The 12,924-nt window shown below is 67.4% G+C and carries 9 protein-coding genes; 5 read left to right on the plus strand and 4 right to left on the minus strand.

Features of this window, described 5'->3' with window-relative positions; all coding sequences use genetic code 11:
* Positions 1 to 157: 157 nt before the first annotated feature.
* On the plus strand, positions 158 to 2,638 hold the full coding sequence (locus AADI75_RS00925; RefSeq protein WP_341207182.1) for a sulfite reductase flavoprotein subunit alpha: 2,481 nt from the start codon (positions 158 to 160) through the stop codon (positions 2,636 to 2,638).
* An 87-nt stretch (positions 2,639 to 2,725) separates the two neighbouring features.
* Complete coding sequence (locus AADI75_RS00930) at positions 2,726 to 3,319, plus strand: isochorismatase family cysteine hydrolase (protein WP_341207183.1); 594 nt, start codon at positions 2,726 to 2,728, stop codon at positions 3,317 to 3,319.
* A gap of 15 nt (positions 3,320 to 3,334) precedes the next feature.
* On the opposite strand, the gene AADI75_RS00935 is transcribed toward AADI75_RS00930, so the two are convergent.
* Positions 3,335 to 3,715: a helix-turn-helix domain-containing protein gene (locus AADI75_RS00935; RefSeq protein ID WP_341207184.1), complete on the minus strand. Its 381-nt coding sequence runs from the start codon at positions 3,713 to 3,715 to the stop codon at positions 3,335 to 3,337.
* 92 nt (positions 3,716 to 3,807) lie between these two features.
* Here AADI75_RS00935 and AADI75_RS00940 point away from each other — a divergent pair, with 92 nt between their 5' ends.
* Positions 3,808 to 4,869, plus strand: coding sequence for an SDR family oxidoreductase (locus AADI75_RS00940; protein ID WP_341207185.1), 1,062 nt, complete (start codon positions 3,808 to 3,810; stop codon positions 4,867 to 4,869).
* Positions 4,870 to 4,916: 47 nt separating this feature from the next.
* On the opposite strand, the gene AADI75_RS00945 is transcribed toward AADI75_RS00940, so the two are convergent.
* The 3 genes from AADI75_RS00945 to AADI75_RS00955 all read right to left on the minus strand — a co-directional run bounded on the left by AADI75_RS00945 (position 4,917) and on the right by AADI75_RS00955 (position 10,246).
* Positions 4,917 to 7,946, minus strand: a complete 3,030-nt coding sequence (locus AADI75_RS00945; protein ID WP_341207186.1) for a TonB-dependent receptor — start codon at positions 7,944 to 7,946, stop codon at positions 4,917 to 4,919.
* A gap of 262 nt (positions 7,947 to 8,208) precedes the next feature.
* Positions 8,209 to 9,591: a sensor histidine kinase gene (locus tag AADI75_RS00950; protein ID WP_341207187.1), complete on the minus strand. Its 1,383-nt coding sequence runs from the start codon at positions 9,589 to 9,591 to the stop codon at positions 8,209 to 8,211.
* Positions 9,581 to 10,246: a response regulator transcription factor gene (locus tag AADI75_RS00955; protein ID WP_341207188.1), complete on the minus strand. Its 666-nt coding sequence runs from the start codon at positions 10,244 to 10,246 to the stop codon at positions 9,581 to 9,583. The genes AADI75_RS00950 and AADI75_RS00955 overlap by 11 nt, the downstream gene beginning before the upstream one ends.
* Before the next feature lie 100 nt (positions 10,247 to 10,346).
* Between AADI75_RS00955 and AADI75_RS00960 the strand changes: the two genes are divergently transcribed.
* Together AADI75_RS00960 and AADI75_RS00965 are read left to right on the plus strand one after the other, a co-directional pair.
* A complete protein-coding gene (locus tag AADI75_RS00960) occupies positions 10,347 to 11,420 on the plus strand; it encodes an ABC transporter substrate-binding protein (protein WP_341207189.1) in 1,074 nt (357 codons plus the stop codon).
* The gene (locus AADI75_RS00965; RefSeq protein ID WP_341207190.1) at positions 11,417 to 12,904 is read left to right on the plus strand and encodes a porin; all 1,488 of its coding nucleotides are present in this window, start codon (positions 11,417 to 11,419) and stop codon (positions 12,902 to 12,904) included. The genes AADI75_RS00960 and AADI75_RS00965 overlap by 4 nt, the downstream gene beginning before the upstream one ends.
* Positions 12,905 to 12,924 lie beyond the last annotated feature (20 nt).

Genomic DNA, 12,924 nt, shown 5'->3' on the forward strand with positions numbered 1-12,924 from the left:
CATGTCATCATGAGCCAGAGACCGCCCCTTGCTGTGGCGCCGCTCATCGAGCGGGGTCCGGAGAGCGGGAGGAACGGAAGACTTAGCACAATCATTGACCAGCTCGACCTGCTCCGTTAACGCGACTTATTCGCACTAGCGGGGGAAGTGCTGGTTCATGATGCGGACGGTCCTGTTTCAAATACACTGGTTTCTCGGCATCACCGCCGGGCTGGTGCTGGCGGTGATGGGGGTCACCGGCGGGCTGATGAGCTTCGAGGCCGAGGTCCTCGCCGCGCTGAATCCCGGCGTGGTGACCGTTACGCCAGCCTCTACTGCCCCACTCCCTGCCCCGGCGCTGATCGCGCGCTTCGGCGCGCAGCGTCCCGGTGCGAAGATCACGCGGTTGGTGGTCGAGCGCGACCCCGGTCGCGCCGCGTCGGTCAGCTTCTCGGTCAAGGGATCGAAGGAGCGGCACCGGTCCTTCCTCGATCCCGCAACCGGCGCGATCCTTGGCGAGCCGCGTGGGGAAGGCTTCTTCGAGTTCGTCGAGAAACTGCACCGCTGGCTCGCTCTACCCGGTGGCGGCAACGGCGTCGGGCGGCAGATCACCGGGTTCGCAGCGCTGTCGCTGATCTACTTTGCGCTGTCTGGCCTCTATCTGCGCTGGCCACGCCGGCCGCTCGACTGGCGGAACTGGTTCGTCCTCGACCTCCGGATGACCGGGCGCAACCTGTACCGCGCGCTTCATGCCGTGGTCGGTGGCTGGGTGCTGATCTTCTATCTGATCAGCGCCGGCACCGGGCTGTGGTGGTCGTATGACTGGTATCGCAGCGGTGTGCAGCATTTGCTGTCGGTCGAACGCGGCCACGAAGGGCGCGGCAAGCTCGGCAAGCCCGGCAAAGGGCCCGACGCCGACCTGCCGCGCGCGTGGCAGAGCTTTGCGCAGGTCACCGCCGGCCAGCGTTACGACAGCGTCACCGCCACCAGCCGCGATGGCCCGAAGGTGCAGTTCCGCGCCAAGCTTCCCAATGCGCGCCACGACCGCGTCACCGACGACATCACCGTCGACAGTGCCACCGGAAAGATCGTGTCCGACACGCGCTATGCGGATCGCTCGACGGGCGAAGACATCGTTGCCAGCGTCCTCGAAATCCATCGTGGCGCCTACTTCGGCATCCTCGGGCGCGTCGCCATCATGCTGAGCAGCCTGACGATGCCGCTGTTCACGATCACCGGCTTCCTGCTGTATTTCGCGCGGCGGCGTCGCAAGCGGGCGCTGGCCGAGGTGACGACGCTCGCCCCTGCTCCCGCGACAAACAAGACGGCAACCACGCTTGTGGCGTATGCCAGCCAGACCGGCTCGGCCGAGCGGCTCGCGCGGTTGACGGCGCATGCGCTGCCGGGCGCGGCGGCGGTACCGATCGGGGCGCTCGACCGGGCGACCTTGGCGCGCGCGGAGCGTCTGTTCGTCGTTGCCAGCACCTATGGCGAGGGCGAGCCGCCCGACGCGGCGCGGGCCTTTGCCCGGACAATGGCGGCGGCGCCGGGCGCGCTGTCGCACCTGTCCTATGCCGTGCTGGCGCTGGGGGACCGGGAGTATCGCGACTTCTGCGCGTTCGGCCACCGGGTCGATCATTGGCTGCACGACGCCGGTGCGGCGCGGCTGTTCGATCTCGTCGAGGCCAACGGAGAGGATGCCGACGCGCAACGCCACTGGCAGCAGCAGCTAGCCGGACTGGGGGCGCAGACCGATCAGCCGGATTGGGCACCGGCGCCGATGGGCGAATGGCGGCTGGTGGAACGCCGTTTGCTGAACCCGGGCAGCGTCGGCGGCGCGGCGTGGCATATCGCTCTGGCACCACGTTCGGAATCGGTCATTTGGCAGGCGGGCGACATTCTTGAGGTAATGCCCGAACAGGATCCGGCGCGCGTCGACGCGTTTATCTGCGCCAACGGTCTGGTCGACACCTCCGAGACGCGGGCGACGTTGATGACGCGGCTGCTCCCCGCCGATCCGGGCGACGCCTTCGATCCCGAAGCGCTCCCGCCGCTGCCGCATCGGGAGTATTCGATCGCCTCGATCCCGTCGGACGGGCGCGTCGAACTGATCGTGCGAGCCTGTCAGGCGGCGGATGGCTTTGCCGGGCTCGGCTCCGGCTGGCTGACCCGCTGTGCAGCGCTGAACGGCGTCGTGCGCGCGCGCATCCGCCACAATCCCGCCTTCCACGCACCGGCCGATCCTGCGACGCCGCTGATCCTGATCGGCAATGGTACGGGTCTGGCGGGGTTGCTCGCGCATCTGCGGCAACGGGCGGTCGACGGGGGCGCGCCTGCGTGGCTGTTCTTCGGCGAGCGCCATGCCGCGCATGACGACTTCCACGCGGAGACGCGCGCCGCACTGGCGGCCAGCGGCGTGCTGACGGAGACGTTTACCGCATGGTCCCGGCATGGCGAGGCGCCGCGTTATGTGCAGGAGGCGGTGACGGCAGCGAGCGACCGGATCGCCGCGGCGGTGCGCGCCGGTGCAGCCATCTACGTCTGCGGCAGCATCGCCGGCATGGCACCGGGCGTCCATGCCGCACTCGCCGCCATATTGGGTGAGGACGTGCTGGAGACGATGCTGGAGCAGGGGCGGTACCGACGCGACATCTACTGAGCCGCGGCGCGCTCATATGGATCAACGACAGGACCCGCGATCGCGATCATGACGTCGGCGCACGGCCTTAGCAGAAGGAAGCGCGTCATGGCTGATGCAAAAACCCCCTCGCCGGGTGCCTCGGCATTGCTGATCATCGACATGATCAACGATCTAGCGTTCGAGGGCGGCGAGGCGCTTGCGCCCGCGGCGATCGCAGCGGCGAAGCGCATCCGCCGGTTGCGCGATGCGGCCGACGGGGCGAGCGTGCCGGTAATCTACGTCAACGACAACTTCGGGCATTGGCTGTCCGATCGCGCGGCGATCATCGATCATTGCCGGGCGGAGGCGTGCCGGGGCAAACCGCTGATCGACCTCCTCCATCCGCGCGACACCGACTATTTCATCGTGAAGCCGCAGTTTTCGGGATTTTACGCGACCAACCTGCCGGTGCTGTTGCCGCAAGTGGGGGTGAGCCGGCTGATCTTGACCGGGATCGCCGCCGACATCTGCGTCCTGTTCACCGCCGCGGATGCGCACATGCGCGACTATGCGCTGTGGGTGCCCGAGGACACGGTGGCAAGCGAGGCGTGCGCGCACCAGCGGTGGGCGCTGGAACTGATGCGGCACAGCATGTGCGCGGAAACCGCCGCCAGCGATGCCTTGTCGCTGAACGCATGGCTGGAGCGCGGCGGCTCCTAATCGTTGGCAACGCCGTTAGGTCCGGCGCGAGCTTGGGCGCGGTCGCAGCGCGTCCAACGCGTCGGCATTGTCGCGTCCCCAGCCGTAGAGCCATTCGATCGGCTCGACGAAGCGCCGGCCGAGTGCTGTCAGCCGATATTCAACCATCGGCGGCATCACGCTGTGCACATGCCGGCTCAGCAGCCCACTGTCCTCCATATCCCGGACCGTCTGCGTCAGCATTTTCTTGGAAATGCCGGGCAGGCTGCGCTGGAGCGCACCGGTGCGCGCCGCGCCGTCGTGGCGGGCATGAAGCGTGTGGAGCACCATGCTGGTCCATTTGGTCGCGAACAGCTCCAGCACGCGGCGCGGTGCGCAATCCTCCCGCCATTCCTCGTCGCGCGTGCCGGGTTGCATGTGGTTACCTTCGGGTGCCTGGGGAGGTGAATGGTGCCGTCTAGAAGCGCTTGGGCGCCGTGCCTAGCTCATGTCGCGGACAAGGAGCGATTATGACGAAGACGGCATTGGTGGTGGGCGCGAGCGGGATCGTCGGCGCGGCGACGGCGGCGTTGCTGGTGGAGCGCGGATGGACGGTGCACGGGCTTGCGCGACGTCCGGTCGCGCAGAACGACGTACGGCCGGTCACGGCGGACCTGCAGGATGCGGACGCGACCGCCGCGGCGCTGCGTGACATCAACCCCGATGCGGTGTTCATCACCACCTGGGCACGGCAGGACAGCGAGGCGGAGAACATCCGCGTCAATGGTGCGATGGTGCGCAACCTGCTCGATGCCCTGCCCCGTCCGGCCGGGCCGCGCCATGTCGCGCTGGTCACGGGGCTGAAGCACTATCTCGGGCCGTTCGAGGCGTATGGCAAAGGAACGCTGCCGCAGACGCCGTTCCGCGAGGAGCAAGGGCGGCTGGACGTCGAGAATTTCTACTATGCGCAGGAGGACGAGGTGTTCGCCGCGGCGGCGCGCGACGGCTTTACCTGGAGCGTGCACCGGCCGCATACCGTCATCGGCCTGGCCGTCGGCAACGCCATGAACATGGGGACGACGCTGGCGACCTACGCCACCCTGTGCCGCGAGACCGGGCGACCGTTCGTCTTTCCCGGTTCCGCCGCGCAATGGTCGGGGCTGACCGACATGACCGACGCCGGGCTGCTCGCGGAGCATCTGTTGTGGGCGACCGAAACGCAAGCGGCGCACGATCAGGCGTTCAACGTCGTGAATGGCGACGTCTTCCGATGGCAATGGATGTGGGGGCGGATCGCCGAGTGGTTCGGCGTCGAGCCCGCGCCGTTCGACGGCGTCGTGCGGCCGCTGGAGCAGCAGATGGCCGACGATGCCGCGCTGTGGCGCGAGATCGCGGCACGTGAGGGGCTGGTCGAGCCCGATCTCGGTCGCCTCGCCTCGCCGTGGCACACCGATGCGGATCTCGGCCGGCCGATCGAGGTCGTCACCGATATGAGCAAGAGCCGGCGGCTGGGCTTCACCGGCTATCGACCGACCGACGACGCGTTCTTCGCGCTGTTCGAGCGGTTGCGTGCGGCACGGCTGATCCCGTGATGTGACGATGCGCCGCCCGCCCCGATCGGGACGGGCGGCGACAGCGGTTACAGCCTCAGCGAGACGCCCGCGACGATCTGCCGACCGAGCAGGTCGTAGCCCATGATCGTATTGCCGCGCAGCAGTCCGATCTTCGCCCGGCTGTCGGGGACGATCGGCGGGTCGCGGTCGAACAGGTTGTTCGCGGCGATCCGGAACGTCATGCGCTTGCTGATGTCGAACCCGACCGCGAGATCGATCCAGTCGTAGGTGGCGATGCCCGGGTACTGGTCACGACGCTGGCTTTCGTCCTGCGGCGGGATGCCGGTGCTGGCGGGCGCGTAGAAGGTCGTCGGCATCCCGCTGCGGTGACGCCAGTTGACCGAGACGTTGGCGACGCGCTCCGGCGCGAACCACGTCACGCGCATCTGGTGCGCCCAGCGCGGCATGCTCTCGCCGCACCCGCTGCTGAAATAGCCGGTGCAGTTGCGCTGGATCGCGGCCGGCGACGCCTGCCCACCGTTGCGCGTCATCAGCGTGCCGTTGAAGCTGACGTCGAGGAGCCCGGCACCACCGAGGCCGACATTGTACTGGCCCTGGAAGTCCCAGCCGTACGACTGTTCCTTATAGCCGTTCGACGATCCGCGCGCGACCCAGCCGGTGGCCGGGCTGGTCGCCGGCGAGCTGGACAGCGTGCCGGTGCCCGGATTGCGGATGATGCCGCGGCAGAAATAGTCGAGCCCGGTGGTCAGGCACTCGTTGATGATGTCCTGCGGCTGAAGGAACGTCAGCTGATCCTCGAGGTCGATCAGCCAGCGGTCGACCGACACCGTCAGGCCGGGGATGAAGCGCGGGCGCAGCACGACGCCGAACGTCTTGGTGTAGGCGGTTTCCGGCTTCAGGTTGAATCCGCCCTCCCGCACCGTGCAGCGATCGTCGGGGCAGATCAGCGTCGTGCTGCCATAGAGGTTCGCGGGCAGCCCGGTGTTGGCGCATTGCGCCGCGCTGTACAGCGGTGCGAGGCGTGGACCGTTCGGGTTGCTGCTGTCGACACGCGGCGCGCACGGGTCGGCATAGAAACCCTGGTTCCAGAAGATGTTCGATGCACCCGCCGCGGCGCCGACGCCCGGCGCGGCCTGCGCCTTGTTATAGGATGCGCGGAACGTGATGTCCTCGACCGGCGCCCACAGACCCTCAACCTTCCAGGTGGTGAAGCGGTTTTCGAGGCGGTTGTACTTCGACACGCGATAGCCGCCGTTGAACTGCAGCAACCGCGTCCACGACTGATTTTCGACCAGCGGGGCCTGGATCTCGGCATTGGCCTCGAAGATGTTCTGCGTGACGCGCTGGTTCTGGCCGCCGTTGTTGTCGATGAAGATCTGGTTGACGATCGTCCGCTCCATCTCCTCGCGATACTCGGCGCCGAGCGCGACCGCGACGCCCTGTTCGGCGAACGGCGAGGTGATGCCGTACTTGCCGAGATCGCCGCTGGTGGTCGCGAGAAACTGCAACAGGCGCGGGATGCGCGTGCTGATCCCGCCGGTCGCGCCGCCGTACAGGTAATCGTTGAGCGCCTGATCCTTGTTGAAGGGTGCGAACGCGTTGAACGGGACGCAGTTCGGGTCGCTGCCGTTCACGACCGAGCGGCAGGTCGGCACGCCGCCGACGTTCACGACGTCCAGCGAGCGGTTCACGTTCGCGAATTGCGCGAACGGCTGGTCGATCGTGTCGAGCCGCGCGCGCGAGATCATCGCCGCGACGTCATAGGTCCAGACGTCGTTGAGCCCCTTGCCGCGCAGACCCGCGACGATGCGGTAGCCCTCGTTAGTGAACTTCGACCGGACCAGCGGCAGGCCATCGAAGCGATAGCGGACGTCGATCGGTGCATATTGCCCCGCCACCCCGGCGTTCGCGCCGCACAGGTCTGTGCGCTGCGACGCCGACAGGAACGGGTTGTCGCAATTCACCTGATACGGATCGCTGCCATATGCGCCGAAGTTGAAGGTGCGGTTCAGGATCGTGTTGTACGACTTGTCGCGGTAGAACAGCGCATTGGCGTAGAGTTCGATGTCGCTGGTGATCTCGGCGGTGAGGAAGCCGCCGACGTTGACGCGCTCGAACGGGCGCTGGAAGGCGTGATCGTCATACGGGTTCGCCGACGTGCCCGCCGGTCCGCTGTTGATCGGGATGAACGTACCGTCGCCATTGGGATTGTTGACGAGCTGTTGACCAGCGCGCGGGCCCGATTGCGGGATGATCGTACCGGCGGGCGTGAAGCTGGCGCGATTGCAGCCGAGCGGCGCGTTGTTGGCCGATTGCGTTACTTCGCAGACCGCGGTCGAACGATCGCCCAGCTTCACGATCGTGGACTGGCGATAGTTGATGAAGCTGCTGAAGTTGATGCGCCCGTCGAACAGGCTGGTGCCGGCAGCAAGGCTGATGTCGCTACGCCCGCCATCGTTGGTCAAACCGTTCGGCGAATTGAAGCCGGCGCGCGACGCCGCCTCGGTGACGGCATTGGCGGAATTGTCGTGATTGAAGAAGCTGTAATTGGCGTCGATGCGGATGCCCGAGAAGTTCTTCTTCAGGATGAAGTTGACCACACCCGAGACCGCGTCCGATCCATAGACCGACGATGCGCCGCCGGTGAGCACGTCGATCCGCTCGACCAGCGCGTTGGGGATGATGCCGACGTCGACGGTGTTGGGCAGGCCGATGCGCAGCCCGTCGATCAGCATCAGCGTGCGCTCGTAACCGAGGCTGCGCAGCTTGATCCGCTGACGCCCCTCGGAATCGCTGAAATTCTGCTCGGAATTGACCTGCACCTGCGGCAGCCGATTGACGACTTCCTCGATCGTGGTCGCCCCCTGTGCGGCGATGTCGAAGGCAGTGGTGGTGACGATCGGCGCCGCCGAGCGGTTGTTCGGGCGCACGATGCGCGTGCCGGTGACGACCACGTCTTGCCCGCTGTCGCTGCGGGTGTCGCGCGCGCCGTCTGCTGCAAGCTTCGCCGAGGCAACCGGATCGCCGATCGACGGTGCGGGCGTGTCGTCCGTCTGCGCCGCAGCCAGCGACGGCATGGCTATCAGTGCGGCCAAGCAGCATCCGCCGGCCAGCAAATTCCTCATCGTCATCTATTTTACTCCCCTACGCTCCCTGAAGCGCCGGGGCGGCAATGCCTGCGTCCACCTTTTGCGATGGATCGTCAGCGGCTTACCTCCCGGTGTCAGCGCAGGGGGTGTGTCACCGCCAAGATGATTTAACAATGAAAAATTATTTCAATCGACCGTAATCTCAGGCATTTATCTGATGATAGCGTGATCATCGATGAAGACTTTCAATAACACTATTGAAGTTGCGTCAGTCCGGCATGCCGAAACGCAAGACGACGCGTAGTCCGGGACGCGTATTCACCAGCGATAGGGTCGCGCCGATGCGCTGCGCACCCGAACGGGCAATGGCGAGACCCAAACCGGTCCCTTCGGTGCCGTGGCTGGTGGACAAGCGCGCGAACCGGTGTCCGGCTTTGGCGACATCGGTATCGGGCAAGCCCGGTCCGTCGTCCGCAACGATCACCGATACGCCATCGTCGCCGCGCGTGACGGCAATCGTCACCTGCCCGCCCGGTCGATTGTAGCGGATGCCGTTGTCGATCAGGTTGGAGAGGATTTCGAAGATCAGCGTGCGGTGGCTGTTTATCGCGATCGTCTCGGGGGCATCGAGATGCAGTTCGACCGATGCCTCGATCGCCTGGGCGATGCGGCGGTTGATGACTGCTACTGCGACCTCGCGCAGATCGACGCGTTCGGAGGGCGGCGCGGCCCCGGCTTCATCGGCGCGGGCGAGCGCCAGCAATTGCGTGACGAGGTGTTCGAGGCGGTCGGCGGCATCGGCGATCTCGCCGAGCGCCGCCGGGTCGCCGCGCCGCGCCAGCGCCACCTGCACCTTCAATACCGCCAACGGGGTGCGCATCTGGTGCGAGGCGTCGGCGGTAAAACGGCGCATTCCTGCCGTCGCGGTGTCGAGGCGGGCGAGCAGATGGTCGAAGGCATCGGCCAGCGGGCGCAGTTCGGTGGGCAGCGGGCCGGCGTCCAGCCGGGAAAGATCCGGCGTGGCGCGCGTATCACGCGCCGCCACGGCATCGCGCAGCCGCGACAACGGTCGCAGGCTCCACGAGAGCGCCGGTCGGATCAGCAGCATCGCGACACCGATCAGCGAAACCTCCCCCAGCAGCAGTGCGAGCAGCAGCCGGTTCCGCAGCGCCCGCCGGCCGTCGAGCGTTTCGGCCACCTGCACGATGACCGGCTCGGCGATGCGCGGCAAAGCGCGGCGGACCTCGGCGATGCGGATGTCCTGTTCGCGATAGCGGGCATAGCGGAAGCGCGGCGCGTCGAGCGTCAGTTCCGCTGCCCTTGGCGCGGACAGATCGGCATAGCCGGTGAGCAGACGGTCGCCGACCGCGATCCGATAATAAACGTTGTCGCGCTCGCTGTTCTCCAGCATCCCGAAGGCGGCCGGTGACAGGTCCATCGTCACTTCGCCACGTTCGACCTGCACCGTCTCGGAGATGGCGCCCAGCGCGCCCCCCAGCACGCGGTCGTTGGTGCGTCGCACGGTATCGGCGATCAGCGTCGCACCTGCCAATCCCAGCAAGATCGCAATGCCGAGCAACGGCGCGAGCAGCGCGGCGAGCAGGCGCGTGCGCAGCGCCGGCGCGCGACCGCGTGCGGCTTCATCCGCCATCGAGCAGATAGCCGACACCGCGCACGGTGCGGATCGCGGGGCCGTCCGGCGCCAGCTTGCCGCGAAGGCGGGTGATGTTCACCTCGATCGCGTTCGGGCCAACGGGCTCGTCGTAGCCGAATACCTCCGATTGCAAGGTTTCGCGCGGGACGATCTGCCCGGCGCGTGTCGCCAGCGCGTCGAGCACCGCCCATTCGCGACGTCGCAGGTCGAGCAGCCGTTCGCCGACGCGCGCCACCCCGCCCGACCGGTCAAGCATCAGCGATCCCACCACCAGTTCCGGCGTGGGATCGCCACCGCGTCGTCGGCCGAGCGCGCGGATGCGGGCCTCCAGTTCCTCTGGCGCAAAGGGCTTGCGCAAGTAATCGTCGGCGCCGAGATCGAGCCCGCGGACGCGATCGTCGAGCGCGTCGCGCGCGGTCAGCATCAGCACCGGCACGCGATTGCCCTGCCGGCGCAGCGTCTGGAGCACCGCAAAGCCGTCGATCCCCGGCAGACCGACGTCGAGCACGATCAACGCAAAGACTTCGTCGGCGACGACCATCAGCGCGTCCTCGCCATTGGCGACGTGATCGACCGCATGGCCGGTGGCGCGCAGCAGCGCGACGATCCCGCGCGCGAGCGCCGCATCGTCCTCGACGATCAAAATACGCATGACGGGTGCGGGCCGTGAAAGGTTAATGACAGCTTGCCGGCATAATTCATGTTCAACAGCTTACCCGAACTCAGAGGCGGGAAGCGAGAGGACCTGAACGATGCGTATGCCGATCCTGTTGATGCTGGTGCTGGGGGCCGCGATGCCCGCCGCCGCGCAACGCCCGGCGGGCTATCCCCGCTCTTATGACGCGCTGATCGCCGCGGCGCGCGCCGAGCGTGGCGTGCATGTCTTCGGCAACGCCGACAGTGCCGCGATGCAGCCGCTGATCGCCGCGTTCCGTCGCACCTACCCGGGCGTCGCGGTCCGCTACGACGATCTGGAATCGCGCGACATCTATCGCCGCGTGGTGTCCGACGCGGCAGCGCACCGGCCGGGCGCGGATCTGGTATGGTCGTCGGGGATGGATCTGCAGGCCAAGCTGATCAACGACGGCTATGCGCAAGCGTATCTGAGCCCCGAGAAGCCGGCGCTGCCCGCCACCGCGGTGTGGAAGAACATGGGCTATGGCGTCACCGCCGAGCCGGTCGCCTTCGTCGTCAACCGTCGGCTGATCCCGCCCGCGCTGGTGCCGCGCACGCATGAGGCGTTCGAGCGGTTGCTGCGGAGTCGTCGTGCGGCGCTGACCGGCAAGGTAGCGACCTATGATCCGGCACAGTCGAACGTCGGCTATCTGTATCTGAGCGAGGATCAGGCGATCACGCGCGACACCCGCTCGCTGGTGCAAGCGATCGCCGCGACGCGCCCGATATTGTCGCGCACCACCGAACCGATGCTCGACGCGATCGCGGCGGGGCGCGTCGCGATCGCCTATAACGTCGTCGGGCCCTATGCCCTGGCCCGCGCGCGTCGCGATCCCCGGATCGGCGTGATCTTCCCCCGCGACTATACGATCGTCGCCTCGCGCGTCGCGTTCATCGCGCGCGATGCGCGACGACCGGCGGCGGCGCGGCTGTTCCTCGATTTCCTGCTGTCGCGCACCGGACAGACCTTGCTCGCACGCGAGTGGCTGCTGCCGGTGCGCGCCGACGTGCGCGCGCCGCGGCTGTCGCGCGAACAGCAACGCCCGATCCGCGTCGGGCCGCAGCTTCTCGTCAATCTTGATTCGATCAAGCGCCGCCGGTTCCTGACCGACTGGCGCGCGATCCTCGCCGAAGGGGCCAAGACGCCATGATCCTGTTCCGAACCGCCAGTGCGCTGATCGCGCTGATTGCCGCCGCACCGGCATTGGCGCAGACGCCGACTGCCGACGAACTCGCCGTGCTGGTCCGGCAACAGGCGGCGGAGATCGCAACGCTGCGCGCGCGGCTCGACCGGCTGGAGGGCGCACAACAGGTCGCTGCCGCTCCTGCGGCGACCACGACTCCGGCGACGTCCAGCCCGCCGCAAATCGCGCAGACCAACGTTCAGGGCCGCGACACCGTCACACGGCCGTTCGCGCCGCAGCTCGTGCCCCCCGGCCCCGCGGAGCGCGACATCGTGCAGGCGCGGCAGGCCAATGCGGCGGGCGTTACGACCGAATGGGGCGCGGGACTGCCGGTGTTCCACTCCGCCGACGGCATCTACACCTTCAAGCCGCGCGGACGCATCCTGACCGACGTCAGCTCCACCTTCGGATCGAGATATGACGGGCGCAACTTGACGACGACCGGGATGCGCGCGCTGCGCCTCGGACTGGAAGGCGGGGTCGGCACGCATTTCTTCTACCAGTTCGAATCCGACTTCTCCGAGAACGAGGTCGACATCGTCACCGCCTTCATCGGGTGGCGCAATCGGATCGGGAAGGGCATCGACTATGACGTCCGCGCCGGGCATCTGTTCAACGACCGCAGCTTCGAAGGCGCGACCGGTTCGGACTCGACGCCGTTCATGGAGCGCACGGTGGTCGCCACCGCGATCATTCCGCAGCGTGGCTTCTATGGCGTCGGCGTCATGCCGCGCGTGTTCTGGAAGAGCGGCCACGCCTCGCTGACCGTTACCGGCGACCGGATTGACGGCAACCAGAGCGTCAGCGACAGCCGCACCGCGCTCGCCCGCGCGCACTGGAACCCGATCAAGACCGACCGCGGCGTGCTTCACCTCGGCCTGTGGGGCTTCGACGAGGCGCTGTCGTCCGCCGCGACGACGCTGACCCGCAACACCGTGATCGGCGGGCGCTTCAACGGCGCGCTGCGCGTGTCGACCGGAACGCTGCTCGGCGGGCGTAGCACCACCGGCTATGGCGTGGAAGCGGGCGGGTACCTCGGCCCGATCTGGGTGATGGGCGAGGCCGGCCAACGCCACGCCCGGCTCGACGCCGGCCGCCCCGATTTCGTGAGCAAGGCGTGGAGCCTGTCGGGCGGCTGGTTCGTCACCGGCGACCTGCCCCCGTACAATCCCCGGCTCGGCAGCTTTGGCCAGCCGCGCGTGCTGAAGCCGATCTTCGACGGCGGCCCCGGCGCGATCGAGCTGACCGCGCGTTACGAAAACCTCGATTATACCAGCCTGCTGAGCGGCGGGCGCGGCTGGGCGGCGACGATCGGCGCCAATTGGTATCTGAACAGCTTCACCCGCTTCCAGATCAACCTGGCCCATTGGGACACCGACAATCGCGCGGGCGTCTACACCGGCGCCGACAGCGGCGAGACGCTCGGCACCCGCATCGCCGTCACCTTCTGATCCCCCTTTCCTCCTGACGA

Origin of the sequence: uncultured Sphingomonas sp. (genome assembly GCF_964021865.1) — a bacterium.
In the GTDB taxonomy this organism is placed as follows: domain Bacteria; phylum Pseudomonadota; class Alphaproteobacteria; order Sphingomonadales; family Sphingomonadaceae; genus Sphingomonas.

Excerpts from the sequence above, each read along its gene's own strand:
- AADI75_RS00925 (WP_341207182.1), top strand. The coding sequence starts at position 158 with ATGATGCGGACGGTCCTGTTTCAAATACACTGGTTTCTCGGCATCACC.
- AADI75_RS00930 (WP_341207183.1), top strand. The coding sequence starts at position 2,726 with ATGGCTGATGCAAAAACCCCCTCGCCGGGTGCCTCGGCATTGCTGATC.
- AADI75_RS00935 (WP_341207184.1), bottom strand. The coding sequence starts at position 3,715 with ATGCAACCCGGCACGCGCGACGAGGAATGGCGGGAGGATTGCGCACCG.
- AADI75_RS00940 (WP_341207185.1), top strand. The coding sequence starts at position 3,808 with ATGACGAAGACGGCATTGGTGGTGGGCGCGAGCGGGATCGTCGGCGCG.
- AADI75_RS00950 (WP_341207187.1), bottom strand. The coding sequence starts at position 9,591 with ATGGCGGATGAAGCCGCACGCGGTCGCGCGCCGGCGCTGCGCACGCGC.
- AADI75_RS00955 (WP_341207188.1), bottom strand. The coding sequence starts at position 10,246 with ATGCGTATTTTGATCGTCGAGGACGATGCGGCGCTCGCGCGCGGGATC.
- AADI75_RS00960 (WP_341207189.1), top strand. The coding sequence starts at position 10,347 with ATGCGTATGCCGATCCTGTTGATGCTGGTGCTGGGGGCCGCGATGCCC.
- AADI75_RS00965 (WP_341207190.1), top strand. The coding sequence starts at position 11,417 with ATGATCCTGTTCCGAACCGCCAGTGCGCTGATCGCGCTGATTGCCGCC.